Source organism: Pedobacter terrestris, from assembly GCF_052343045.1.
Taxonomy (GTDB): Bacteria; Bacteroidota; Bacteroidia; order Sphingobacteriales; family Sphingobacteriaceae; genus Pedobacter.
Map to the genome: position 1 here is coordinate 2337553 of NZ_CP180264.1, position 26305 is coordinate 2363857.

Here is a 26305-nt window from a genome sequence, read left to right on the forward strand (position 1 = left end):
TTAGTTCAGTTGCATTTCTGGCCATTCAACCGCGCTGGAACCTTCTCCGATATTGACGATATACACCCCAAGTTCTACACCGAATTTATTCTGGTAAGCAACAGAAATTTGTGCAACCAGATTGTCTATTGCTTCATCGCGTACCAGATTAATTGTACATCCACCAAAACCGCCACCCATCATACGCGCGCCCAAAACATTTTCATTGCATTTTACTTCGTCTACTAAGAAATCCAGCTCGGCACAACTTACTTCATAATATTTGCTTAAACCCTCATGCGTCTGAAACATCCGTTGACCGAGCGAAACAAGGTCGCCTTTTTCCAAGTCTGCGCAAGCGAGCTGCAAACGCTCAATTTCTTCGACAACGTAAAGACATTTTTGATAAATATCGGCATCTTTCGGAAGCACAAATTCATCCAACATACCAACGGTAGCATCGCGCAAACTCTGTACTTCCGGATGCGCTTCCTGAATCCATGAAACGCCCTGATAACACGCTTCACGGCGTTTGTTGTACGCAGAATCAGAAAGATTGTGTTTCACATTCGTATTAAACAGCACCATTTTGAAGCCAGGTAAATTCAATGGAATATATTCGTATTCGTGCGTTTTGCAATCGAGTTTTATTGCATGGTCTTTTTTGCCGAAAACTGAAGCAAACTGATCCATAATACCGCACATTACACCAGCAAAATTATGTTCTGCCTTTTGCGCAAATTGGGTAAGGGCAATTTTATCAATGCCCAGCGAAAAAATATTGTTTAAGGCATATCCAACTGCGCATTCTAATGCCGCTGATGAAGACAAACCTGCTCCGCCGGGAACATTTCCGTCCAAAGCCAGATTAAATCCCCCAACCGTAAAATTTGCTTTTTGAAATTCATTTACCACGCCAAGAATATAGTTTGCCCATTGCTGTGGTTGTTTTTCTACAGAATGAATATCAACCTGCACGTGCTCATCATATTTCACAGAATACAAATGAATCTCGGCATCGCTTCTTTTTGAAATGGCTACATACACATATTTATCAATTGCTGCCGGCAAAACAAAACCATCATTATAATCGGTATGTTCGCCAATAATATTGATCCTTCCAGGCGATTGAAATATTGCGGGTTTTTCGTTATATATTGAAATAAATTTATCTCTTAATGCATTTATATCCATAGTGTTGAATGTTGTTTTATGATTTTAATATTAAGGTTCCAGATTTTAAGATTTATTGAGGAGCTTTCCATCTCAGTACAGAAACAGAACTGCTTTTTTCGGTTTGCAAACCTTCGCCATCTAACTGATCAACCTTTTGAACAAGTAAATCCAATATGTGCTGGCTCAACCAAAGTTCAGTATCAAAAGTTGGTTCCCAATCGCCAACATTTTCTGCAAATAAATCAGATACCGTCCATTTATTTTCCGGCAGGTTTTTGTTGCAGGCAATTGAGACTTTCGAACCGCGTTCGTGGTCGCGAAAAACGAGTGCTACCGCCGTTTGTTTATTCTTTTTCCAGGAAACAATTTGCGGTCGCGATATTGGAATTTGTTTTGTACCGCCACCACTTAGCGTAAATGCTGTTTTACGAAACGCTAGATTCTGAACGTTCCATTTTCCGTTACTGAAGTAAACTATATGATATTGAGGCACAGCCGAATCAGATTCACGCCAGTAACTTGCGATTATCGGATATCCATCCTCATCGGTTGTCATAGCAGTCTGGTTAATCAGTTCACTTTTCTGCGGGATCCGAAGCGCATATTCGGCATTCTCTGCCTGTATAGGAAGCGTATATTTTTCGCCGGTAGATTTTTGCCAGCTCTCGCCGCCATCGGTGGATTTTGCATAACATAAGTCATGATTACTGGCAACATCTGGCGTTTCCCGCCAAACCCAGGATAGATGTATTGTACCTTTCGCATCTACAAAAGTTTGCGTATACGCATTTCGCTTTCCTTCTCCATCAATCAAATTATTTTGCACGCGTTTCCATTTTTGAAAGGCTAACACGTAACGGTTAATCATCAGGTTGCCGTTTCCAGATCCGCCATCGCGGTATAGAAAAAGCAAATCACCGTTTTTCAATTTATAAAATTCAGGATAGCTCACTTTGTTTTCGGCATTCTTGAGCATATTTCGCTTTGGCCCCAACTGTAATGAATGTGGTTTCAAAGAAACAGCATAATTTAAGTTATTGTTGTGCTGACCCCAGGCAACATGCAGATAACCAGCGCCATCTACCATTATACTGATAGACTTATGTGCGTCGGTTGCATCGGCCTGAAATTTCGTGCGTTGCAACTCCCACTTCATTTTATGTACGTTTCGTTTCGCGAGAACCACGTATTGTTCACGATCGTAAAAGGCCACATATTGCACATCTTTAAACGTGACTAAAGCATTTTTGCGGAAGATTACAGTATTTACAGAGTTATTTGCCCAGGCATTCTCAGCAATTGGATAATGCGTAATTTGTTGCGCACTGGCCGCCATGCAGATAAAAAAACACAAATGGAGTATAATTTTCATATGGTCTTTTTATTTGTGCACCTGTACATTTTTTAAGTAACGATACATTTCACAACTGGCCAATAAGAACGCGCCTACACCAAAATCGGCAGTAGAATTTCGATCAACGACCTGCCCGGGAATGGCTTTTTCTCCAATAGGTTGTATGTAACCAACCTGTCCATTTGCTTGCAGCGCCGTATTATTCAGGTATTCAAAAGCTTTATACGCAGCTTTTTTGTATGCGTTACCTTTTAAATAACCATTGTTAATGCCCCATAAAAGCCCATAACAAAAGAAAGCCGTTCCGCTGGTTTCTGGTCCGGGTGCATGTGCAGAATCTAACATGCTTCTGGTCCAGTAACCCTCTTTCTGCTGACTGTTTACCACTGCATCTGCCAGTTGTTTAAACCTGTTCTGATACACCAAGATATGTTCGTCAATTTTAGGAATATCGGCAAGCACTTTGGCCAATCCGGCCAAGACCCAACCATTTCCCCTCGACCAAAAATCTTTACGTCCGTTAATACTTTTATGCTTAGGATACAGATACTTTGCATCTCTGTAGTAAAGTTTTTCTTCGGAATCAAACATTACGCTATCGGCATATTTGAAGTAAGAAAAAAGCTTATCTGTATAGCGTTTATCTCCGGTAATCTGGTGCATTTTCGTCATTACGGGCATCACCATATATAAGCCATCTGCCCACCACCAATAATCATTTTTTGGTGTAGACATTTGGTATTCCATAACTTCGCGAGCCCTGGCAATCTTATACTCTTGCGGATCAAGCTGGTACAAATCTATATACGTTTGAAAACAGATATGCCAGTCGCCAAAAAGAACATATTCGGCACTTTCGCCGTAACTGTATTTCCATTTTTCTTTATCGTTAGATTGTGCACCTTTCCACCCGTTAAAGTTTGCCCACTTTTCTGCATACTGGCGGTAACTGGTATTGCCCGTAATTCTATACGCCTCCATATTTCCGGTTTGGTACGCTGCATGATCCCAAAAAGCCCGGCATTCTGCGGCATTATTATTCTGCCAATAGGCATTCACTTTATTGATTGTTGCCATTACAGATGCTGTATCCGGCGTTTTCTGTGCCCAGACAACTGTAGAAAAAAGCGTAATAATACCAATGACCAGTATTTTTTTCATCGTTCAGTTAACTGGAGAAATTCCTTTAATTGTTGGTTTAACCGTTTTAACATTTCCATCTGCATCAAATTCAAGTTTATCAATACAAACTTCGCGGTTAAAACCCGCAGCATCGCCCATTGCAATTCCATTTGGACGTGTAAAACGATGATACACAATATACCATTCATCTTTCCCCGGAATTTGGATCACACTGTTGTGGCCGGTACCATAAATGCCTTGCTTTTCGTCTTTCTGTAAGATTACATTGTTTTTAGGAAGGATAATTTTGCCATCTGGCCGATCTGACGTGCCATACGCAACCTGATAATTAGGACTTCTGGTATCGTCTTCAGACCAGAAAAAATAATACTTTCCTTTACGAAAAATCACTTCTGTACCTTCTCTGAAATTCGAGGTTGGTGTGATCACTTTTATGGTATTGGTATCAATAGAAACCATATCTGCATGGAGTTTTGCAACTGCCATGTAACCATTTCCCCAATACAAATAGCTTTCATGGGTTTGAGGGTCGGTAAATACATCCGGATCAATTTCCTGCCCGTCTTTTATGCCTTTCGGTCTGCTGGCAACAATTGGACGGCCGCTATCCGTAAACGGACCTGCCGGATGATCTGCAACTGCAACACCAACTTTCTGCGCAGCAGTGAAATAATAGAAATATTTATATTTTCCATTGATGTTTTTTTCTGCGATTGTTGGTGCCCATGCGTTCCGCTTTCCCCAGCTTACTTGCTCTGGCAGATCAAGAATTTTGCCTTCATCTGTCCAGTTTACCAAATCTCTTGATGAAAATGTTTTAAAATAATTGCCAGACCAGCCATCAAAACCATCTGATGTTGGATATAAATAAAACTTCTTTTGCTGGTTTGAATAAATAATTTCAGGATCGGCATAAAAACCTTTCAAAACCGGATTTCCATCTATAACGGCAGTTACCGTATATTTCTCAGCAGGTCGATTGGCGACTTTTACCGTAAAAACAACCGCTCCTTTACTAAAATCTACAGCGCCTTTTGGTGAAATCTGCACATCTGCAAAACCAGAGAATTTAGGATCTAAAGATTTTAATCCGGTATTCGGCATTAAAGGCAGATAAACGGTTTTCTTCACCGTATCTACAACTATATTGTTGGTTTTGACTGACGGATTCTGCACCGTTTTAAACGCACTGGCAGCATGATACCATTTGCCTAGCAAACGCTGCAATTCTGCGTTGGTGATGGGCAAAACCGTTCCATGGCGCGGATGAAAATCCATCGAAACATCTTGATCTACAACAGAAAAATGTTCTAAATCCTGTGTTTTTGTAAACTGATATTTGCCGCTGGTATACATATCGTACATCAAAATATAGCCCTGCTTATTGTTCAGTTTAAAAATCCCGGAACCTTCTACCGGCAATTTTGTCTGCTGCAGGTATCGATCTTCCAATGTGTAACCTTCTGTTAACCGATTAGAAACGGCTTTTTTAATTCCATTTCCATCGCCTTCAGTTTTGAAGAATAAATTGTATTTGCCGTCTTTGTAAATGATATCGCCATCAATACATGAACCTTTCGTCGGACTAAAAAACAATTGTTTTGGTTCGGTTTCCAGATCTGTAAACGCAGCATTTGCATAAGCATAGTAAATTATATCTGGCCCATTTCCATGCTTCATAGACCAATACAGCATGTATTTTTTTGTTTTTGAATCGTAAATGGTTTGTGGTGCCCAAACCCGCAAAAGGTTTTCGTTCCCGGCAAATTTCTTTTGGATATTTACCACGGACGATGTCCAATGAATCAGATCGGTTGACTTTAACAAAACCATAGCGCGGTTAGAATCCCAACCTTTTGCAGAAACCATATCGGTTACAACCATATAAAATGATTTTCCATCTGCACCTCTTAAAATATGCGGATCGCGAACGCCACCCGTGGAGCTTATTTTTTTTGAATCGATAACCGGTTTATTGCCATTAAGCGCTTTGAATGCATAACCATTTGTGCTTACTGCAAAACGGATTGATTCTTCATCACCAGTATTTCCGGTAAAATAGGTAAACAAATAGGCGCTTTCTTTTTCGGTTTTTTGCGCCATAACTCCTAGGTGTAGTGAACCGATAAAAATAGCCGAGAGCAAAAAATAACCTGCGCGGATATTGTGGATTAATCTTTTCATGTATTTACTTCAATTGAACGGTGAGGACCTGAAATGTATTCGGGGCCAATGTATAGCCTATTTTTGTATCGATTTTGAAATCGGAAACCTTTGTAGAAATGCGTTCCGATTCATTAAACGTATTTTTATCCTCGGCCTTGCCAGTCAGCGTTTCACATTTAGCGGTATTGGTTTTCAGTTTAAAGCCGGTAAAGTTCAAATCGAATGTAGCTGCTGCATTTCCCGTATTTACAAGTTTCAGGATGAGTTCATTTTTGGCGATGTCTTTTACAGCTGATGCTGCCAGCGTAGAATCGTGTTCCTTAAATGCCACAACATTTGCATAGTATAAATTGCCCATATGTGTAGAAAACATCTTTTGTACGTAGTAATTTGCAGTATGCATCACGGTATTGTTGTCAAAATAAATGAGGTTTGGATTCCAGGATGTGTGTTTTATATTCGCAATCAGCGGTGCGTAAGAAGCCATATGAATAACATCGCCATTGCGTTCCATTGCGGTCATATAAGCCGCTTCTGCAAGTGCGTTAGACAAGGCATTCCCTTTTGAAGCATATTCGCCGATATAGACTTTAGACTTGGAACGGTCGTATTGATCATAACGTTGCTGGTTGGCAACAAACCATTTTGGTTCTTCATAATAATGCTCATCTACCATCGGAATTTTTAGTGCATTGGCAAAAGCCCAGCCTTTATCGTAATCCTCGCCACTATGAAAAGGCCCGGTTGTGCCAATTAGCGTAATTTGAGGGGACTTTTCGCGCACGCGATCGTAGATCATTTTAAAACGCTCTTCAAATTCTGGAGTAATTTTATCTTCGTTACCAATGCCAATGTATTGGAGATTGAAAGGTTTTGGATGCCCGGCTTCTGCACGTTTTGCACCCCATGTTGTGTTCGCTGCACCATTTGCATATTCTACAAGATCAATAATATCCTGAATGTAAGCCTCCATATCTTCCATCGCCACAGCCTTTTGTCCGGTGCCACCAATGCGCCAGGTTCCGCCAGAATTTTGACAACTTACTGCCGCTGCAACAACCGGAAGTGGTTTGGCGCCAATATCTTCACAAAACTGAAAATATTCGAAATAACCCAAACCGCCAGATTGCTGATAATTCCAGATGTTGCGTTGCGCTTTGCGCGTTTCAATTGGTCCAACGGTATTTTTCCAGTGGTACATGTTGGCTACGCCATCGCCATGTGCTAAACATCCTCCGGGAAAACGCATAAATTTTGGTTTTAGAGCAGCAATGCTTTCTGCAATGTCACGGCGCAAACCATTATGGTGTTTATTAAAAGTATCTTCTGGAAAAAGTGAAACCACATCTAATGCAACTTTAGTCTTCGACTGGATTAAAATCGCCAGATTTGCAGCAGTATCCGTTGTATTTGAGGTAATTTCTGCTTCGTATTTCGCCCAATTTGCCTTGACGTTTTTTAAACTTGCAATCCCATAAACCTGACCTTTTTTACCCCGCAACTGAATTTCAACAATTGGATCTGCTCCATCGATTTTCTTTAGAAAAACCGAAAAATTATATTTTTTCCCTTTGGAAAGCGAGAGACCATCAAAACCGTTATTAATTAAGCCAACGCCTTTTTGTCCGGCTTCCTGAACGTCTAAAACTACGTAATGCGGATTATTCGGATGAATCGGCGATGCGCTTTCTATGCTTACATTTCCATAGCCGAAACCGTCTGTAGTATATTCCCAATTGGTAAAGGGATGCCAACCCCAACGATCGGCGGGTGTGTATTCAAAAGATCGGTTCTGAACAAGCTCAGCATATAAACCACCATCGGCAGCATAGCTGATGTCTTCAAAAAAAATCCCGAAGAGATCGGAACTAATGGGTTTTTCCTGAACATTTTTGTGTTGCCCAAAGCTTATCGCTGTACCCAAAAGGCACAACAATACCGTAAAAATTTTTCTCATTTGGTTTTGGTTTTTAGCCCAATTATTTGTTAAAAGCGCAATTACAGGTGGCTCAATTCCTGTTTAACGCAAATTAACCTTGTATATATTCAATGAATAAGGCGCTAACACCAGGTTTAACTTACCTTCTTTCAATGTTTCAGTTTGTACTTTCGGTACAACCGCGTTTGGTTGTTCAAAAGTGTTTATCAGTTCTAAAGAACCACCCAAAATGGTGTGCTCAATTGTTTTGGATAACTTTTGTTTGCCCGCTAACAGCAATGGTTTCTTCACTGAATTTGCCGTGGTATTTACCACTTTAACAATAACCTGTTTTTTTACCCGATCAATAACTGCCGAGCTGTAAACGCCGTGCTGCCCGCCCAGTTCTTCATCAGGCAAATTAATATGTAGCGTTTCGGTACCTTTATTTGTAGAAAATAATTTTTGCACATAATAATTTGGCGTTGCATAAACATTTAAACTGTTTACCCAGATCAAATCCGGTGCCCACTGCCAGCCATCTTCATTGGCAAAAAGCGGCGCGTAACTGGCCATTTCTACCACGGCAGCATTACGTTCTAAGCCGGTCATGAAAGCGGCTTCTGCAAGTGCAGCCTGCCAATTGTTGCGTTTGGCACCAGTAATTTTACCATCAAGGTGCGCAGCATATTCGCCAGCGAAAATTTTAGAACCTGTTCTGCTAAAATTATCGTAGCGGTTGGCATTTTTTAAAAACCACTCCGGAGAACGGTAATAATGTTCATCAATAATATCAGCATTCATCCCGCGCAATGCGGAATCTAAATAATGAAAACGTTCGCTATCGGGATCGGTACCTGAACTAAAAATTAATTTAATTGATGGATATTTTGACTTGATTGCCTGTTGAAACAATTTTGCTCTCTCGATATATTGCGGACCCCAATTTTCGTTTCCGACGCCAAGAAAACGCAGGTCAAATTTTTCCGGGTGACCTAAATCTGCACGTACTTTGCCCCAATGTGAATTTACATCGCCATTGGCAAACTCAATTAAATCCAGCGCATCCTGAATGTAAGGATCGAGTTGATCAATTGGTACAAGTTCTGCAGTATTGTACTGGCAAGCCATACCGCAATTGAGGATGGGCAAAGCCGCAGCACCAATGTCTTCGGCAAGCTGAAAATATTCAAAAAAGCCTAAACCGAACGTTTGAAAATAATCTGGAGCCGGGCGATGTGCAAATTCAACATTCCAGCGGTTCATAATCAACTGGCGTTCTTCGAGCGGTCCGATCGTTTTTTTCCATTGATAACGGTTGGCCAGATCAATACCTTCTACAATACATCCGCCAGGAAAACGAATAAACCCCGGCTTTAAATCGGCCAGCATTTGAACCATATCTTTGCGCATTCCGCCCGGCCTTCCTTTCCAGGTATCTTTCGGGAAAAGTGAAATCATATCGAGATCAATCTGCCCTTCACCTTCAAACCAGATATTAAAACGGGCATTTTCTGCGCTTTCATTGGCTTTAAAACTTGCCTTAGCTGTGTTCCAATCGCCGTTTTGTTTTTCAGTATTTACATGTGTTTCTGCCAGTACACGGTTTGTTGAATCTGTAAGTTCGATGTGTATTTTTACACCAGGTACCGATTGGCGATACATTACAGAAAAATTATAGGTTTCATTTTTTTTGATTCCCATACCTTTAAAACCTTCATTGCTGAGGCCGGCATTTCGCTTCTGCTGTGCGTTTTTAAGACTTATCCGTACAAAACGCGGATTATTGGTATTGGCCGACTGGCGGTTAAGCACCAATACATCGCCTTCGCCAAATTGTTTGCCCAAAATTTTCCAACCCATTAGGGGCTTTGCAAACTCAAAAGACCTGTTTTTAATTAATTCTGCATACAAGCCGCCATCTGCCCCGAAATTAATGTCTTCAAAAAACACACCCCATTGCGTATCAGAAATTTTATCGCCAACAACTGATGTATTTACAGATATAGCCGATGTTGCAGTTTGGGCCATACCAGCCGTGCAGGTTACAACAACAGCCGAGAATGCGCCAGCAAGCGCCCGTAAATGCGTTTTCTTGATGTTCATTTATGGTGCTGGTTCGGTAGCAGAAAATACGTAAGTGGTAGATGTTTTATAAACTGCGCCCGGTTTTAATACTGTTGATGGAAATGCAGGTTGGTTTGGTGCATCTGGAAAATGCTGTGTTTCCAGGCAAAACGCAGAGCGTTGCGGATAACTTTTACCTTTTTTGCCGTCTGTGGTTTTTCCCGTAAGAAAGTTACCACTATAAAACTGAATACCAGGCTCTGTAGTGTAAACGTCCATTTTTATTCCGCTTAGCGGACTTCTAACCGATGTAATAGATTGTGTATAATCGTGCGTATCTAAAACAAAGTTATGGTCATAACCTTCGCCATTTTTTAGTTGCTCATCTGTATTTTTGATGTCTCTGGCAATGGGTTTTGCTTTCGTAAAATCAAATGGAGTGCCTTTAACTTCCTGCAATGTCCCCGTTGGGATAAGCGTTTTGTCAACAGGTGTAAATCGAGCAGCTTTAATCCACAATTCGTGATCGAGAATGGTTTTTGCACCTTCTCCCGATAAATTAAAATACGTGTGATTGGTTAAATTCACAACCGTTTCTTTATTGGTAGTGGCTTCATAATCAATTTTAAGCCCTTTTTCTTTATTGATGCTGTAGACTACTTTAACGTTCAGCGTTCCCGGATAGCCACCTTCACCATCTTTAGACAGGTAAGAAAGCACCAAACTATCGGCTGTACTTTTCTCTACATTCCAAACCTTACCATAAAAACCACTCTTGCCACCATGAAGGGTATTTACGCCATCATTGATTTCCAGTTGGTATGCTTTGCCATTCAAGGTAAATTTTCCTTTGGCAATGCGATTTCCATATCTTCCAATTAAAGCACCAAAAAATGGCTCTCCTTCTTTTTGATAAGTTTTAAGTGAATCGTAACCCAAAGCAACATCTACAAGTTTACCTTTCGCATCCGGAACCAGTAATGAGACAACACGTCCGCCGTAATTGGTAATTGATGCAGAAATTCCTTTTTGTGTACCAATTTTATACATCCCGACTTTTTGTCCGTCAACCTCCCCACCGAAGCCAGCAGTATCACTAAGGTTTTTTTCTTGTTCTTGAGCTACCTTCTTATCGGTAGATTGGCAACCAGCCACTAAAGCGGCAAGGCACAAAAGCACATAAAGATTCTTTGTGTTCATCATATCATATTTGGTTAGCATGTTATGCGAAGCCAAGATATGAATTAAACAATAAACGTCAAAACAACATTTATATATTATTTATTTTACACAACATAGAAAATTATAAATCAGACAGTTATTTACATTCATCTAATTAAAACGCAAAAAATGTTACACTTTTTTCTTCGTTTAATAAAAAAATAAACGTTAATTAGACACTTATAATTATTATGAGAACGACCAAATATGTAATCGGCATAGATTACGGTTCAGATTCTGTACGATCTGTAATTTTAGATGCCACAAACGGAGCAGAACTCTCCTCTTCTGTTTTTAACTATAAGCGTTGGCAAAAAGGTTTATATTGCGAACCCGATAAGAATTTATTCAGACAACATCCCCTTGATTATATTGAAGGTTTAGAAGCCACTATTAAAGATTGTATTGCAAAAGCAGGTGGCGCAGAAATAGCGGCGGGTGTTGGTGGCATTTCTATTGATACAACTGGCTCTACACCAGTTGCAGTAGATCAATCCGGAACGCCATTGGCTTTATTGCCGGGTTTTGAAGAAAATCCACACGCCATGTTTGTACTCTGGAAAGACCATACCGCAGTTAAAGAAGCAGCCGAAATAAACAAACATGCCACACAGTTTGAAACCAACTATTTAAAATACGTTGGTGGTATTTATTCATCAGAATGGTTCTGGGCGAAATTACTACGCACTTTAAGAACAGATGAAGCGGTACGCAACGCAACGTTCTCTTGGGTTGAACATTGTGACTGGATTCCATTTTTACTTACTGGCGGAACAGACATCAGTCAGATGAAACGCAGCAGATGTGCCGCCGGACATAAAGCTTTATGGGCAGAAGAGTTTGATGGATTGCCGCCGAATGATTTTTTCAAAACGCTAGATCCGCTTTTGGATGGAATGGTAAATCGTTTATTCACGGATACATACACATCTGATGAAGTTGCTGGTACAATATCTGCCGAATGGGCAGAACGCCTGGGTTTAAATCCGGATGTACAAATTGGTGTGGGCGCTTTTGATGCACACATGGGCGCTGTAGGCGGGCAAATTGAGCCATATTATTTAAGTAAAATAATGGGAACCTCGACCTGCGATATCTTAATTGCACCGAATGACGAAATTGACAACAAATTAATTGCCGGCATTTGCGGCCAGGTAAATGGTTCAGTTGTTCCGAACATGGTGGGTTTAGAAGCTGGCCAGTCTGCCTTCGGCGATACTTATGCCTGGTTCAAAAATATTTTAGCGTGGCCTTTAAAAACCATTCTGCACGATAGTGAACTCATTTCTAAAGACCTTGCAGCGCAGCTGGAAGAAGAAATGAACAATAAAATCATTGTAGAATTAAGTAACAAAGCTGCATTACTGCCTTTAAATGACGATGACGAACTCGGTATAGATTGGTTTAATGGCCGCAGAACGCCAGATGCCAATCAAGAACTTAAAGGCGCTTTAATTAACCTCGATCTTGGTACAGATGCACCGCGTATTTTCAAAGCGCTTGCAGAAGCCACCTGTTTCGGTGCAAAAAATATTGTAGACCGTTTTATAGAACAAGGTATTCCGGTAAAAGGAATTATTGGTATTGGCGGCGTGGCAAAAAAATCTGCTTACATCATGCAGATGATGGCAGATGTTTTAAATATGCCTATTCGCATCCATAAATTTGAACACACCTGCGCTTTAGGTGCAGCGATGTTTGCTGCTGTTGTTGCCGGTATCCACCCAAATATAGAAAGCGCAATGCAGGCAATGGGCAGTCCGTTCGATGCCGAATACCAACCCAATCCACAGTCTGTAAAATATTATGAAAAACGTTTCCCAAGATATAAATCGTTAGGCAAAGACATTGAAAAACACACGTACCATGAGTAACTACCAGGATATTAAAGAGAAAGCTTACGCGGCCAACATGCAACTTCCAGAACTGGGTTTGGTGTTGTTTACCTTTGGAAATGCAAGTGAAGCTGACCATGAAAAAGGTGTTTTCGCGATAAAACCAAGCGGTGTTCCGTACAAAGATTTAACGCCGGAGAAAATGGTTGTTGTAGATTTTGAAGGAAAAACAATTGAAGGTGATTTGCGCCCATCATCTGATACACTTACACATGCTGTATTGTATAAAAACTGGGCAGAAATTGGTGGTATTGTACATACGCATTCTACTTACGGTACGTCTTGGGCACAAGCAAACGAATGTATCCCGATTTTCGGAACTACACATGCAGATCACCTTACTGCAGATATTCCATGCGCGCCACCAATGGAAGACCACATGATTGAAGGCCAATATGAATATGAAACGGGTTTCCAGATTATCAATCATTTCGAAGCGCTACAACTGGATTACCGCGAAGTAGAAATGATTTTGGTAGGCAACCATGCGCCATTTACCTGGGGCAAAAATGCTGCGAAAGCCGTTTACAATAGCGCGGTATTAGAAAATGTGGCACATATGGCGTATTTAACGCGCCAAATCAATGCATCTGCAAGTCGCTTAAAACCTTCACTAATCAACAAACATTATCAGCGCAAACATGGAAAAGGCGCATATTACGGACAATAAACACTATTAATACAAGACATAAAATGATCGATTTAAAGAAATTAGAACTTTGGTTTGTTACCGGTAGCCAGAGTTTATACGGAGAAGAAACGCTTAAACAAGTTGCCCAACATGCCGAAGAAGTTGCCGCTGCGCTAAACAGTGCTTCGCAAATTCCGGTTCAAGTGATATACAAGCCCATTGTTAAATCGCCGGAAGAGATTTATGAAACTTTATCCAGCGCCAATACTGCAGAAAACTGCATCGGAATTATTACCTGGATGCATACGTTCTCGCCGGCAAAAATGTGGATTCGTGGCTTAAATGCGCTGCAAAAACCGCTTCTTCATTTACATACACAATACAACCGCGATATTCCGTGGGGAACGATAGATATGGATTTTATGAACCTGAATCAAAGTGCGCACGGCGACCGCGAATTTGGATTTATGGTAACCAGAATGCGTAAAGACCGTAAAGTAGTAGTTGGCCATTGGCAAGATACTGAAGTTTTGGAAGAAATTAACGGATGGAGCCGCGCTGCAGCCGCATGGCACGATTGGCAAGGCGCAAAATTTGCCAGATTTGGTGATAATATGCGTTTTGTAGCGGTTACAGATGGCGACAAAGTTGAAGCAGAAATGAAATTCGGTTTTTCTGTAAACACTTATGCTATCGGCGATTTAGTTGCTTACATCAATAAAATTACAGACAGTGAGGTGAAATCCCTAACGGATGAATACGAGCATTTGTACAATATGACCGACGATTTGAAACACGGAGGTTCTCGTCATCAATCTGTATTTGAAGCCGCCAAAATTGAACTCGGCTTGCGCCGCTTTCTGGAAGATGGCAACTTTAAGGGTTTCTCTGATACGTTTGAAGATTTGCACGGTATGATTCAATTGCCCGGAATTGCTGCACAACGTTTAATGGCTGATGGTTATGGTTTTGCCGGTGAAGGCGATTGGAAAACCGCTGCTCTGGTACGCGCTTGTAAAGTAATGGGTAGCGGATTGGAAGGTGCGAATGCTTTTATGGAAGATTATACCTACCATTTTGATCCTGAAAATGCCTTAGTACTTGGATCGCACATGTTAGAAGTTGATGCTTCTCTGGCTAAAGGAAAAGCAAGTCTGGAAGTTCATCCTTTAGGTATTGGTGGGAAAGCAGATCCTGCACGTTTGGTATTCAACACTGCCGGAGGAAAAGCTTTAAACGCTTCTTTAATTGATATGGGAAACCGTTTCCGGTTGTTGATTAATGCCGTTGACGCTGTAGAAGCTGAACATGAAATTCCGAATTTACCAGTTGCCCGCGTGTTGTGGAAACCGCTTCCCGATATGAAAACCGGATGCGCTGCATGGATTTACGCCGGTGGTGCCCACCATACCGCATACAGTCAAAATTTATCTGTAGGAAACTTACAGGATTTTGCTAATATTGCAGGTGTTGAATTTGTAACCATAGATGCCGACACTAACCTGAACCAATTCAGAAATGAATTGCACTGGAATGAAACATTTTACAAACAATAAATTAAAACCAAACCTAACCAATTTAAAACTTCATGAGCAATCATCTTTCGATCACAGATTATGTGGTCTTCATTATTTACTTCCTCGTCGTTTCCTTGTACGGATACAGCATTTACCGGAAACGGGAAAAAGGCGAGCAAGACGCCAAAGGATTTTTCCTGGCCGAAGGTACTTTAACCTGGTGGGCAATTGGTGCATCATTAATCGCTTCAAATATTTCTGCCGAACAATTTATCGGCATGAGTGGCGAAGGTTTTTTTCTCGGTATCGCCGTTGCTGCATACGAATGGATTGCTGCAATCGCATTAATCATCGTTGCGGTGTGGTTTATTCCGGTTTATCTTAAAAATAAGATTTACACCATGCCTCAGTTTCTTAAAACGAGGTACAATGAATCCGTAGCTTTAATCATGGCCATATTCTGGTTGTTTTTATATGTATTTGTTAACCTTACCTCTATCTTATATTTAGGTGCGGTAGCAATAAATGGTTTAACCGGCGGAAATTACCTACATATCATTATGATCGGGCTTGCGGTGTTTGCGCTAATTATATCTTTAGGCGGTATGAAGGTTGTAGCCTATACTGATGTAATTCAGGTAGCTGTGCTCATCTTCGGAGGGTTGGTAACCACATATATCGCGCTAACTGTTGTTGGACAAAAATTTGGCGTTGGCAGTAATGCAATTGCCGGGTTTAATGTTTTAATGGAACAAGCACCTGAACATTTCAAAATGATTATCCCGAAACCAACGGCAACATCAACACAAAACGAAATCAGTAAATACCTGACTTTTCCGGGTATGCTTTCTTACGTTGCCGGTATCTGGATCATCAATTTAAATTATTGGGGCTGTAATCAATACATCACTCAAAGAGCATTGGGTGCAGATTTACATACCGCAAGAACCGGAATTTTATTTGCAGGGTTATTGAAATTAATGATGCCAATTATAGTAATGCTACCTGGAATTGCAGCTTTTGTGTTGTATAAAGGCGGGCATTTGCCTCAATTGGTTGGTGGTAAAGATGGCGCATATTCCGCGATTTTAACCTTTCTTCCTACTGGTTTGAAAGGTTTGTCTATTGCCGCATTAACCGCTGCAATTGTAGCTTCACTCGCAGGTAAAGTAAATAGTATTTCGACCATTTTTACGCTTGATGTATATTCAAAATATTTCAAAAACGCATCGCAGAAGCAACTGGTTTCTGTTGGTAGAACTACCGTATTTGTAGGAATGTTACTGGCAATCTTATTTACATGGAATGATTTATTGGGTATTGGCGGCGAAGGCGGTTTCACCTTCATCCAAAAATATACAGGGTTTATCAGTCCGGGTGTATTTGCGATGTTCTTATTGGGAATGTTCTGGAAGAGAACAACCGGAGCAGCTGCCGTTGTCGGCGTTTTGGTAGGTTTCCTTTTCTCGGTTTTCTTTAACGAGATGGCTCCAAATATTTTAGGTAATGAAACTTTAATTTATACCGCTTATCCAAACGGAAAAGGTGCTTATGAAATTCCTTTCCACATTTGTATGGGTCTTTCATTCGCATTCACAATGATCATTATGATTGCAATGAGTTTAGCCGGACCAAAAGTTAACCCGAAAGCTTTTGAACTGGATAAAGGAATGTTTAAAGTTAAACCTTCAACCACTGTTTTAATTGTTTTGACGCTGATGATTATTGCAGCGCTTTACGTGAAATTCTGGTAAGATAAACCACAACATTATTGCCAGTGAGAATAATTTTCTCACTGGCTTTTTTGTTTAAAAACTTTTTAATAATCATTATACTGCTTTCCAGATAGACATGAAAACCATTCTTCATTATTCTTTCCGCGTTTACACAATAGCAATCCGCTCAGCAGATTAACCGGCATTACAAGTCACTTTATTCGCTTCTATAAATTAACTTTTAGTTAAGGCACTTTTTTGACGCTAAAAAAGCCGACCTTTGCGGACTTATGTTTTCAAAAATCTATTCAAAGTATAAACCATATTATAAAGAAAACCTTCATTTGGCTTTGCCAATTGTGGGTTCGCAATTGGGGCATACTTTGGTTCATATGGCAGACAGTATAATTGTTGGCCATTTTACAGATACTGTACAGCTTGCTGCGGTTTCTTTAGTAAACAGCATTTTCATGTTGATTTTAGTTCTTGGCCTCGGCATCTCTTATGGCTTAACCCCACTTATTGCCCAGGAAAACGGAAGGCAGAATTTTACTGAATGCGGTAAATTGCTATCCAACAGCTTAATTATCAATATTGCTGTCGGAATGATACTATATTTAATGGTTCAGCTTGGCGTGTTCTTTTTAATCGACCACCTAAATCAAACGCCCGAAGTAGTTCGCTATGCGAAACCTTACTTAAATCTGCTTTCGATTTCAATTATTCCGCTCCTGGTATTTCAAACATTTAAACAATTCGCAGAAGGTTTAGGATTTACAAAACAGGCCATGTTTGTTTCTATCTGGGGCAATATGCTGAATGTAATTTTGGGGATCATTTTTGTTCGTGGCATGTTCGGGATTAAATCTATGGGCGTTAGCGGTGTGGGACTTAGCACCTTAATTGATCGTCTACTAATGGCTGTGGTAATGACCATTTATGTACTGCGTTCCAAACATTTCAAAAAATATCTAAGTGAATTTAAAATCACCTTCATTGATCGCATAAGAAGTTTTAAGATTGCTAAAATTGGTATGCCTGTTGCCTTACAGTACTCTTTTGAAATCAGCGCGTTTAGCGGTGCAGCTGTCCTAATTGGTACAATTGGTTCAAATGAACAAGCTGCTCACCAAATTGCCATCGGCCTTGCTGCAATGACTTATATGATTGCTAGTGGCATTGCTTCTGCAGCAACAATCAAAACCGGAAACAACTTTGGAAAGCAAAATTTTGGTGATTTGCGCAGGTCTGCAATTGCCAGTTATCATGTGATCTTACTTTTTATGGCCGCAACGGCAATTGTCTTTATTGCAGCAAATGGCTATCTTCCATACATTATTACTTCCGATCAAACAGTAATTCCAATTGCCGCACAACTTTTAATTATTGCGGGATTTTTTCAACTTTTTGATGGTACTCAGGTTGTTGGTTTGGGCGTGCTAAGAGGAATTGGCGATGTAAATATTCCAACTCTCATTACATTTCTGGCGTATTGGGTTGTGGGTATTCCGGTGGGTTACGTACTTGGTTTCTATTTTGAACTTGGCGTAAATGGTGTTTGGTACGGATTGACTTTAGGTTTGCTTACCGCATCTATCTTGTTGTTTTTCAGGTTTCAGAATAAAACACGAGAAAAAATCCTTCTAATGTGAAACGGGATTTCGCGCGTTGTATTCCTCTACAATCGTGAAAATTTGTTTTATGCTATAGCTGTTATCGGTAATAAATTTATCCAGCATGGCTTTATCATCAGCAATAAATCCTCTAAAAATAGCTCTACGCTCATCAGGAGAATTTTTGTTGATGAGTGCAGTTGATTTAACCAATTGCAAACTATCCGTGTTGTATTTGCAAGCATAAATGTAGACGGTGGAATGTGTATTGACTCCCCCCATTGGCGACATTGTTGTACTCGAATTAAATATTTGGAACAAATTTAGTTTACCCCTCATCAGAACCTGTACGAAATCCCGTTTTCCGTTAGGCAAAATCTTAGATGCATAAGGGAGGCTATATATGCGGCTGCAATAAAATTCTTTGACTTCATCAGGAAAGATCCGAATTGGTGTTCCGCCGTTAATTGAATAATTTTTGAGTCCTGATTCAGATCCGCGAATCTTAGAAAATATTGTATCACCAGAATTTACAATAATGTAGTCTTGCTTTTTTTGGGCGAAAGAATTTTGCTTAAATGAAACAATCAGGCAAAATACAAGTACTATACCAGCGATAAAAGATGAGCGCATGTTTTTTTTCTGTAAAACTAACAAAAAACCATACAAAGCAAAATTCTATTTTCCCCCCACATTTACGACTACACCGATGGTAAAGATGGAGTTTCCGGCTGTCATATAATGACGTTTTTTCAATCCGATATTGCTGCTGGTGGTGTACTGTAACTGAACAACTTTACTTAGTGCCATCCGCGTGAAAAACACAGGCTCAAAAAAGATATTGTCTTCTTTTGGTTGTACAAGTCCGTTGAGAAAAAACCGGTCCATTGTAACATGCGTAATGCGCAATGCAGTGCCATAATTAATTGGAAAATCTTTGCCAAACAACCTTAAATTGTCCTTTTTCTTAGAACTATAATTCACTTGTAGAAAAGCTTTTCTGTAATCTACTTCCTGTAATTCTGTATATAAAAGCACATCGTTGTCGTAATTTCTATAAGTAATATCGCTCCACCCTTTACCAACACCGCCATAAATTTCTATAATCCGATTTTTATCGGGTCCAAAAGCATCAAAATAACCGCCACCAATTTCAAGCATTTTATGCCCGAAGTCTTTGCTCTTCCGGTCGTTGCTCATGGCAGAACCACTAAACAGTACCCCCACGTGATCAGAAACCGCATAAGCGCCGTTTATGCTCGTATTTCCTTTAAGAGAGATGTGTCCGCCGCCGCTAAATTCTCCTTGTTGGCTAAGCATTGGCGTATTTGGAACATTGGGCATATAAACAGACGAACAACTGCTTGCAAAAAGGGCTATAAGGGCGAAAGCTAAACGAGGATTATTCTTCATAGATGATTAATAAACAGATTTTTGAGATAAAAATTGTGTGTAGTTACATGTTCATGAATTTCATGGTTCTCGAAAATTCATCGTGCATGTTGGCTTGCAAATGAATATTTTGTTGAGTAACAGGATGTATAAAACTCAGTTCAGATGCATGGAGCAGCATGGTTGTCATGTCCCATTTTTCCAGAAATAATTTATTTTGTTTGTTGCAGCCGTGTGTTCGGTCGCCAATAATCGGATGTAAAATATGACTGAAATGTTTGCGCAGTTGGTGCATTCTGCCGGTTTTCGGGTTGGCTTCTACCAATGAATATCTTGAGGTTTGGTGTTTACCAAAAGGCACATCAATTTCGGCGCGTTTCAATGTCTTGAAACTTGTAAAAGCATCTTGCAAAGTGCCGTTCTCCTTTGCCAAAGGGTAATCAATATCCATCTGTTCCGGTGCAAAACCCCTTACAATAGCCAGGTATTTTTTATCCGTTTCGGTATTCATAAACTGCTTCTGCATGGCAATTTCAGATTCCTTATCAAAAGCAAAAAGTAAAATCCCACTGGTTTTACGGTCAAGGCGGTGCACCGGACTAACATGTTGCCCAACCTGATCTCTTAACATTTGCAACGCAAATTCTGTCGCATCCCTGGCTATAGATGATTTATGCACAAGCAAACCGTGCGGCTTATTGATTGCAATAAGGTATTCATCCTGATAAATGATTTCCAACATAAGCTGCGAAGATAAGGATATTGTTAACTTAAGATTGATGGATTTAAGTTTTTTATGTCCCATTGCTTGCTCGAATTGTAAGAAATAAACTCGAAATGAGGTAATTTTTCGTCAATAATTTATTTGTTTATTGCATGTTAAAATTGAGAAACCTTCGTTTTTAACCGCATAAAATTGCCTAACTTAGAGGCCTAACCTAGTATTCATACATAAATTCTGTTCATGAGAGAAGTTGTAATTGTTTCCGCTGTACGTACTCCAATAGGAAGTTTTGGAGGTTCTTTATCGTCATTTTCTGCTACACAATTGGGCGGTTTTGCAATTAAAGCAGCCGTTGAAAAAGCGGGTTTAAAACCGGAGGATATCCAGGAAGTTTTTATGGGAAATGTGTTGTCTGCCAATTTAGGGCAAGCGCCAGCAACCCAAGCGTCTAAATTTGCAGGTTTACCAGATTTGCCGGCAACCGCTATTAACAAAGTTTGTGCATCTGGTACCAAAGCCATTATGCTGGCTGCGCAAAGTATCTTAAATGGCGACCAGGAAATTGTCATTGCCGGCGGGATGGAAAGTATGAGTAATGCGCCTTACTATCTGGACAAAGCCAGAAATGGTTATAGACTTGGCCACGGTCAAATTACCGATGGTTTAGTTAAAGACGGTCTTTGGGATGTTTATAACGATTATCATATGGGTTCTGCAGCAGAACTCTGCGCCAGTGAATGCAATATTAGCAGAGCAGATCAGGATGCATTTGCAATAGAATCTTATACACGTGCGCAAAAAGCTCAAAAAGATGGCAAGTTTGCATCAGAAATTGTAGGCATTGAAGTGAAAGACCGCAAAGGCGAAGTTTCTTTAATAGATACCGATGAAGAACCGGCTGCGGTTAAGTTTGATAAAATTGCGGGTTTAAAAACAGTCTTTAAAAAAGACGGAACAGTGACTGCTGCAAATGCCTCAACATTGAATGATGGTGCTGCGGCATTGGTACTTATGAGTGCAGAAAAAGCACAAGAGCTGGGCTTAAAACCAATTGCCAGAATTTTGTCTTTTGCAGACGCACAACAGGCACCAGAATGGTTCACAACAGCGCCATCGAAAGCGATACCATTGGCATTGCACAAAGCCAATATTGACATTGCTAATGTAGATTATTTTGAAATTAATGAAGCTTTCTCTGTAGTTTCGCTGGCAAATAATCAAATCCTGAACCTGGATAGTGGTAAAGTAAATGTAAATGGTGGCGCAGTTTCACTTGGCCATCCACTTGGTGCCTCCGGTGCGCGGATTGTGGTCACTTTACTACATGTACTTACGCAAAATAATGGGCGAATTGGTGTTGCTGGAATTTGCAATGGTGGTGGCGGTGCCAGTGCTTTGGTGATTGAAAAGATTTAGATCATGAGAAAAATTACTTCTTGCCTGCTGTTCATCATGCTAGCGTTTTCGCTGAAAGGATCTGCACAGCAGGCAAAATCCATGAATATTTTGCAAGACAGTTTAATCAAATTGTCTAATACCATTAGAGCAACACAGAAAGATGAAGATAAACTTGCGCTGAACGGCAAATTTGTCAAAGAACTTGTAGAATCGCTCAAAACACCTAACTCGTTCGCGTTCACATTCGATTCTCTAAAAAACGTTTCTGTAATCCCCTCTCCAGACAAAGCTTTCAAAATTTTCAGTTGGTATGTAGAACTGGAAAATGGTACTTACAGATATTATGGTGCTATCCAGATGAATACTAACGGTGGCGCGCTAAAGTTGTATCCCTTAATTGATCAAACAGAAAACATTACCGACGCTAACGTATTGACAAACAACCAAAAATGGTTTGGTGCACGTTATTATGAAATCATATCTGTTAGTGCCGCCAAAATGCCATATTATGTTCTACTGGGTTGGAAAGGAAACACGCAAACTACCACCAAAAAGGTTATTGAAATACTAAATTTCGGCAAAGACAACCTGACTTTCGGCGCGCCAGTTTTTGATGGTAAAGAATTGCAAGGCAAAAACCGGATAATTTATGAATACAATAAATCTAACGCAATGACGCTGAAATCTGACCTTAAAGCTGGAATGATTGTATTGGATCATATTGCGCCATTTGACGCCGAAATGGTTGGCCGTTTTGAATATTACGGATCTGACGGAACTTTTGATGGATTCAGAATTATCGGCGGAAGATTAAAATTTCAGGAGAACATCGAGCTTAAAAATGATCCTAACGGGAATGATGATCTCTATGCTGATCCTACAAAAAACGTAAAACCCATCCGGAAGTTTTAAAACGCCCTTCTTAATTGACTCATTATCTTTACACTGACTTAAAAATTTGTGAGTTTCAGCTTCACTAACTATATTGCGCCCTTTAAAACTAGCTTAAACAACACACAAATTCTGAATTCATAAACTAAAACCAAAACAAGTTTTATGCAAACATCTATCGATACGAAGGACGATTTCTTTAGCAATAAAGTATTGGGTCATCCTTCCGGTTTATTTGTACTGTTCTTTACCGAAATGTGGGAACGGTTCTCTTACTATGGCATGCGCGCGCTTCTGGTACTCTTTTTAACCACTAAAATGTTTGGCGTTGCTCATCCGGGTTGGGGTTGGGACAGCATAAATGCATTAGCCGTTTACGGATCTTACACTTCACTTGCTTACTTAACCCCTATTTTAGGCGGATATATGGCCGATAAAGTACTCGGTTACAGATGGGCCGTAATTTTAGGCGCTTTTATTATGACACTTGGCCACTTAAGTATGGCATTAGAATTTAACCCAATTTTTATGTATTTGGGTTTATGTCTTTTGGTTCTCGGAAATGGTTTTTTCAAACCTAATATGACTTCTGTACTGTCTGAAATGTATAAAAAACATCCTGAGAAAAAAGATGGGGCATACACCATTTTCTATATGGGTGTAAATTCTGGTGCTTTTCTTGGAATGATCCTTTGCGGGTATATTGGAGAAAACATTGGCTGGAGTTATGGTTTTGGACTTGCTGGTATTTTTATGTTTGTAGGTATGCTTCAATTTTACTTTACCAGAAACATTTTCGGAAGTATTGGTTTAAAACCTAAAAAAAATGAGGTTATAGTAGATGAAAGCGAATCGCCTGAAGAAGCACGTAAAAATCCATTTTCAGCAGTAGATTTGGCTATGATCGCCATTATTTCTATTATTGGTTTGGTTTGGGTTATTAATGATCCGGTATCTAAAATTACAGGCTCTAACCTTTTTAACTTCCATGTTGGTTCACTTAGTGGCGATAATTTTGCCATTCTGGTTGCATTAATTCTGTTCGTCGTTATTTTAATTAAACGGATTATTCAATATCCACCAATTGTGCGCGATAAAATGATTGCCATTGTAGTTATGGCGTTTATCACCATTTTCTTTTGGGCATCTTTTGAGCAAGCCGGCGGATCTATGACCTTGTTTGCACGTGATTTTACCGATCGAGTGCTGGATGGAAGTTCTAAAATTGTATTCAACATTATCAATACTCTGATTACCATTATTCCGCTATCAATTATTACCTACGTATTATTCAGGCTATTCAGACAAACATTCGGTAAATATGCAATTGGTAATATCATCCTTGCACTTGGCTTTGTTTTGATCTGGGCATTAATTATCTACATGCTTAAAAACCAATATTCAGATGTAAAAACAGAAGTTCCGGCCTCGTGGTTTGGAAGTTTAAATTCCCTATTTATCATTTCATGCGCGCCAATTGTATCAAAACTTTGGGAAAGTAAATACAATCCATTTGCCACATTTAAGAACGGTTTCGGGATGATTTTGCTTGGTATCGGTTTTGCGGCATTGGCTTATGGTGCAAGCGGAATTCCAACAGGCGCTAAAGTTGCTCAAGTGAGTATGATCTGGTTGGTATTGGCTTACTTCTTTCATACCATTGGCGAACTGTTTATTTCTCCGGTAGGACTATCTTACGTATCTAAACTGGTTCCAGGACGTATGATTGGAATTATGTTCGGAATCTGGTATCTGGCTATTGCCATCGGTAATAAAATTGCAGGTACAACAGGCGGAATGATCGAGGAAATTACAGCTCAATATTCGATGAAAACGTTTTTTCTGATTTTCACGTTCATTCCAATTGGTTTAGGACTGTTCATTATGCTGCTTACTCCAATCATGAAAAAATTAATGCACGGCGTTAAATAACATGGAAATACAATCCCAACAAACCGTTACGCTCGAAGAAATACAAAATTTTGAAGGTAAATACCCCAAACAATTGTGGTATTTATCTTTGGTAGAAATGTGGGAACGCTTTTGCTTTTATGGCATGCGTGGCGTACTGGCATTTTTTATGGTGGATCAACTTCACCTTTCTGATCAGAAATCTAACCTGCAATATGGCGCAATACAAGCATTTGTTTATGCGTTCACATTCATTGGTGGTATTTTTGCCGATAAAATACTCGGTTTCAGAAAATCGCTTTTTTGGGGCGGCACATTGATGATCGTAGGAAATCTGATCCTTGCCTTCTCTCCGCATGATTTATTTTATATCGGCATTACACTTTCCATTATCGGTACAGGTTTCTTTAAGCCGAATATCTCATCTATGGTTGGAGAGTTATATCATGAAAAAGACAATAGACGTGATGCAGGTTATGGTTTATTTTATGCAGGTATAAATGTTGGCGGTTTTCTTGGCGGTGCAATGTGTATTTACCTTGGTAAATACTACAGCTGGAATTTATGTTTCCTTTCTGCGGCATTGGTAATGGCTTTCGGACTAAGCACCTTCATTTTCACCAAAAAATACCTTGGCCCTATCGGGATGTCTCCTTTATTGCACCTTGAGAAAACAAAGCAAAAAACCTTTGAAATTGCAGTTTATATCGGTTCGTTATTGTGTATTCCATTAATATTCATCATGGTAAAAAACACCGATTACACCGACTATTTCATGTATACACTTGGTGTGGTTGCATTGCTGTATTTTATTTATGAAACCATCCGCATTAAAGATGCAAACTCACGATACAAATTGCTGGCTGCATTTGTGTTTATATTTTGTTATTTCATTTTTATGGCCATTTCTGAGCAAAGTGGTGGTTCGTTATCACTTTTCGCAAAAGATAACCTCGATCATAAAATCCTGTTTTTCAATATCGATCCAAATGTGGTAAACAATAGTGTAAATTCATTTTTTGTTATTGTGTTTAGTCCGATTGTAGGTATTTTATGGCTGGGCATGCACAAACGTAAGCTGGAACCTAATACAGTTGTTAAATTTGGTTTGGGTTTTATTTTACTTGCGGCAAGTTTCTATGCCTTTTATGCAACACGTTTTTTTGCAAATGCAGAAGGCATCAGTTCTCTAAATATCTTTACCTTTGCATATCTCTTGCTAACGATTGGCGAACTTTGCATTGGCCCGATTGGTATGTCTATTATTACTAAACTTTCCCCAAAAAGGATGTTTGGAATGATGATGGGTATGTGGTTTTTATTTAGTGCTTTTGGACAGTTAGCCGCCGGAAAACTGGGTGCAGAAATGTCTAGCATTGAAAACGCCAGTTTAAGTACAAAACTAATGACCTATACAGAAGGATATAAATCCCTGGCTTTGTATTCATTAATTGCTGGTGTTGCATTAATTTTGTTTTCGCAGCTGATTAAACGCCTGATGCAAGACGTTCGTTAAAATCCTTTTAACAATATTTAACCCGTATCAATATTCTTGATACGGGTTTTTTCATATTTAATTTTTACTTTCGCAGCT

At 39.8% G+C, this 26305-nt stretch carries 19 protein-coding genes; 9 read left to right on the plus strand and 10 right to left on the minus strand.

Features of this window, described 5'->3' with window-relative positions; genetic code table 11:
* The 7 genes from ACJVDH_RS09965 to ACJVDH_RS09995 all read right to left on the minus strand — a co-directional run bounded on the left by ACJVDH_RS09965 (position 1) and on the right by ACJVDH_RS09995 (position 11006).
* Positions 1 to 1173: a galactokinase gene (locus ACJVDH_RS09965; RefSeq protein ID WP_443947422.1), complete on the minus strand. Its 1173-nt coding sequence runs from the start codon at positions 1171 to 1173 to the stop codon at positions 1 to 3.
* A 52-nt stretch (positions 1174 to 1225) separates the two neighbouring features.
* Positions 1226 to 2527: a BNR repeat-containing protein gene (locus tag ACJVDH_RS09970; RefSeq protein ID WP_443947423.1), complete on the minus strand. Its 1302-nt coding sequence runs from the start codon at positions 2525 to 2527 to the stop codon at positions 1226 to 1228.
* A gap of 9 nt (positions 2528 to 2536) precedes the next feature.
* The gene (locus ACJVDH_RS09975; RefSeq protein ID WP_443947424.1) at positions 2537 to 3670 is read right to left on the minus strand and encodes a glycoside hydrolase family 88/105 protein; all 1134 of its coding nucleotides are present in this window, start codon (positions 3668 to 3670) and stop codon (positions 2537 to 2539) included.
* 3 nt (positions 3671 to 3673) lie between these two features.
* On the minus strand, positions 3674 to 5836 hold the full coding sequence (locus ACJVDH_RS09980; protein ID WP_443947425.1) for a family 43 glycosylhydrolase: 2163 nt from the start codon (positions 5834 to 5836) through the stop codon (positions 3674 to 3676).
* A gap of 4 nt (positions 5837 to 5840) precedes the next feature.
* Positions 5841 to 7775: an alpha-L-arabinofuranosidase C-terminal domain-containing protein gene (locus ACJVDH_RS09985; protein ID WP_443947426.1), complete on the minus strand. Its 1935-nt coding sequence runs from the start codon at positions 7773 to 7775 to the stop codon at positions 5841 to 5843.
* A gap of 63 nt (positions 7776 to 7838) precedes the next feature.
* Entirely contained in the window at positions 7839 to 9842 is a 2004-nt protein-coding gene (locus ACJVDH_RS09990) for an alpha-L-arabinofuranosidase C-terminal domain-containing protein (protein ID WP_443947427.1), read from the minus strand.
* The gene (locus ACJVDH_RS09995) at positions 9843 to 11006 is read right to left on the minus strand and encodes an aldose epimerase family protein (protein WP_443947428.1); all 1164 of its coding nucleotides are present in this window, start codon (positions 11004 to 11006) and stop codon (positions 9843 to 9845) included.
* Positions 11007 to 11215: 209 nt separating this feature from the next.
* Between ACJVDH_RS09995 and ACJVDH_RS10000 the strand changes: the two genes are divergently transcribed.
* The 5 genes from ACJVDH_RS10000 to ACJVDH_RS10020 all read left to right on the plus strand — a co-directional run bounded on the left by ACJVDH_RS10000 (position 11216) and on the right by ACJVDH_RS10020 (position 18434).
* A complete protein-coding gene (locus tag ACJVDH_RS10000; RefSeq protein WP_443947429.1) occupies positions 11216 to 12898 on the plus strand; it encodes a ribulokinase in 1683 nt (560 codons plus the stop codon).
* The gene (locus ACJVDH_RS10005) at positions 12891 to 13589 is read left to right on the plus strand and encodes an L-ribulose-5-phosphate 4-epimerase (RefSeq protein ID WP_443947430.1); all 699 of its coding nucleotides are present in this window, start codon (positions 12891 to 12893) and stop codon (positions 13587 to 13589) included. Before ACJVDH_RS10000 ends, ACJVDH_RS10005 begins: the two co-directional genes overlap by 8 nt.
* A 23-nt stretch (positions 13590 to 13612) precedes the next feature.
* Positions 13613 to 15106, plus strand: coding sequence for an L-arabinose isomerase (gene araA / locus ACJVDH_RS10010; protein WP_443947431.1), 1494 nt, complete (start codon positions 13613 to 13615; stop codon positions 15104 to 15106).
* Positions 15107 to 15138: 32 nt separating this feature from the next.
* Complete coding sequence (locus tag ACJVDH_RS10015) at positions 15139 to 16821, plus strand: sodium/sugar symporter (protein WP_443947432.1); 1683 nt, start codon at positions 15139 to 15141, stop codon at positions 16819 to 16821.
* A 251-nt stretch (positions 16822 to 17072) separates the two neighbouring features.
* Positions 17073 to 18434 (plus strand): MATE family efflux transporter, encoded by a 1362-nt coding sequence (locus ACJVDH_RS10020; protein ID WP_443947433.1) that lies wholly within the window; start codon positions 17073 to 17075, stop codon positions 18432 to 18434.
* On the opposite strand, the gene ACJVDH_RS10025 is transcribed toward ACJVDH_RS10020, so the two are convergent.
* From ACJVDH_RS10025 to ACJVDH_RS10035, 3 genes are read right to left on the minus strand one after another with little or no spacing between them, the layout of a single operon-like run.
* Positions 18426 to 19028 (minus strand): hypothetical protein, encoded by a 603-nt coding sequence (locus ACJVDH_RS10025; protein ID WP_443947434.1) that lies wholly within the window; start codon positions 19026 to 19028, stop codon positions 18426 to 18428. The two genes, ACJVDH_RS10020 and ACJVDH_RS10025, sit on opposite strands and share 9 nt — an antisense overlap.
* Positions 19029 to 19073: 45 nt before the next feature.
* The gene (locus ACJVDH_RS10030) at positions 19074 to 19808 is read right to left on the minus strand and encodes a hypothetical protein (RefSeq protein ID WP_443947435.1); all 735 of its coding nucleotides are present in this window, start codon (positions 19806 to 19808) and stop codon (positions 19074 to 19076) included.
* Positions 19809 to 19851: 43 nt separating this feature from the next.
* Positions 19852 to 20529 (minus strand): pseudouridine synthase, encoded by a 678-nt coding sequence (locus ACJVDH_RS10035; protein ID WP_443947436.1) that lies wholly within the window; start codon positions 20527 to 20529, stop codon positions 19852 to 19854.
* Between the two features lie 222 nt (positions 20530 to 20751).
* On the opposite strand from ACJVDH_RS10035, the gene ACJVDH_RS10040 reads away from it, so the two are divergent.
* The 4 genes from ACJVDH_RS10040 to ACJVDH_RS10055 all read left to right on the plus strand — a co-directional run bounded on the left by ACJVDH_RS10040 (position 20752) and on the right by ACJVDH_RS10055 (position 26227).
* Positions 20752 to 21927 carry an acetyl-CoA C-acyltransferase gene (locus ACJVDH_RS10040; RefSeq protein ID WP_443947437.1) on the plus strand — a complete coding sequence of 392 codons (1176 nt, stop codon included), beginning with the start codon at positions 20752 to 20754 and terminating at the stop codon, positions 21925 to 21927.
* Positions 21928 to 21930: 3 nt separating this feature from the next.
* Positions 21931 to 22821 (plus strand): hypothetical protein, encoded by an 891-nt coding sequence (locus tag ACJVDH_RS10045; protein WP_443947438.1) that lies wholly within the window; start codon positions 21931 to 21933, stop codon positions 22819 to 22821.
* A gap of 144 nt (positions 22822 to 22965) precedes the next feature.
* The gene (locus ACJVDH_RS10050) at positions 22966 to 24732 is read left to right on the plus strand and encodes a peptide MFS transporter (RefSeq protein WP_443947439.1); all 1767 of its coding nucleotides are present in this window, start codon (positions 22966 to 22968) and stop codon (positions 24730 to 24732) included.
* Between the two features lies 1 nt (position 24733).
* A complete protein-coding gene (locus ACJVDH_RS10055; RefSeq protein ID WP_443947440.1) occupies positions 24734 to 26227 on the plus strand; it encodes a peptide MFS transporter in 1494 nt (497 codons plus the stop codon).
* Positions 26228 to 26305 lie beyond the last annotated feature (78 nt).

Excerpts from the sequence above, each read along its gene's own strand:
- ACJVDH_RS09965 (WP_443947422.1), bottom strand. The coding sequence starts at position 1,173 with ATGGATATAAATGCATTAAGAGATAAATTTATTTCAATATATAACGAA.
- ACJVDH_RS09970 (WP_443947423.1), bottom strand. The coding sequence starts at position 2,527 with ATGAAAATTATACTCCATTTGTGTTTTTTTATCTGCATGGCGGCCAGT.
- ACJVDH_RS09975 (WP_443947424.1), bottom strand. The coding sequence starts at position 3,670 with ATGAAAAAAATACTGGTCATTGGTATTATTACGCTTTTTTCTACAGTT.
- ACJVDH_RS09980 (WP_443947425.1), bottom strand. The coding sequence starts at position 5,836 with ATGAAAAGATTAATCCACAATATCCGCGCAGGTTATTTTTTGCTCTCG.
- ACJVDH_RS09985 (WP_443947426.1), bottom strand. The coding sequence starts at position 7,775 with ATGAGAAAAATTTTTACGGTATTGTTGTGCCTTTTGGGTACAGCGATA.
- ACJVDH_RS09990 (WP_443947427.1), bottom strand. The coding sequence starts at position 9,842 with ATGAACATCAAGAAAACGCATTTACGGGCGCTTGCTGGCGCATTCTCG.
- ACJVDH_RS09995 (WP_443947428.1), bottom strand. The coding sequence starts at position 11,006 with ATGATGAACACAAAGAATCTTTATGTGCTTTTGTGCCTTGCCGCTTTA.
- ACJVDH_RS10000 (WP_443947429.1), top strand. The coding sequence starts at position 11,216 with ATGAGAACGACCAAATATGTAATCGGCATAGATTACGGTTCAGATTCT.
- ACJVDH_RS10005 (WP_443947430.1), top strand. The coding sequence starts at position 12,891 with ATGAGTAACTACCAGGATATTAAAGAGAAAGCTTACGCGGCCAACATG.
- araA (WP_443947431.1), top strand. The coding sequence starts at position 13,613 with ATGATCGATTTAAAGAAATTAGAACTTTGGTTTGTTACCGGTAGCCAG.
- ACJVDH_RS10015 (WP_443947432.1), top strand. The coding sequence starts at position 15,139 with ATGAGCAATCATCTTTCGATCACAGATTATGTGGTCTTCATTATTTAC.
- ACJVDH_RS10020 (WP_443947433.1), top strand. The coding sequence starts at position 17,073 with ATGTTTTCAAAAATCTATTCAAAGTATAAACCATATTATAAAGAAAAC.
- ACJVDH_RS10025 (WP_443947434.1), bottom strand. The coding sequence starts at position 19,028 with ATGCGCTCATCTTTTATCGCTGGTATAGTACTTGTATTTTGCCTGATT.
- ACJVDH_RS10030 (WP_443947435.1), bottom strand. The coding sequence starts at position 19,808 with ATGAAGAATAATCCTCGTTTAGCTTTCGCCCTTATAGCCCTTTTTGCA.
- ACJVDH_RS10035 (WP_443947436.1), bottom strand. The coding sequence starts at position 20,529 with ATGTTGGAAATCATTTATCAGGATGAATACCTTATTGCAATCAATAAG.
- ACJVDH_RS10040 (WP_443947437.1), top strand. The coding sequence starts at position 20,752 with ATGAGAGAAGTTGTAATTGTTTCCGCTGTACGTACTCCAATAGGAAGT.
- ACJVDH_RS10045 (WP_443947438.1), top strand. The coding sequence starts at position 21,931 with ATGAGAAAAATTACTTCTTGCCTGCTGTTCATCATGCTAGCGTTTTCG.
- ACJVDH_RS10050 (WP_443947439.1), top strand. The coding sequence starts at position 22,966 with ATGCAAACATCTATCGATACGAAGGACGATTTCTTTAGCAATAAAGTA.
- ACJVDH_RS10055 (WP_443947440.1), top strand. The coding sequence starts at position 24,734 with ATGGAAATACAATCCCAACAAACCGTTACGCTCGAAGAAATACAAAAT.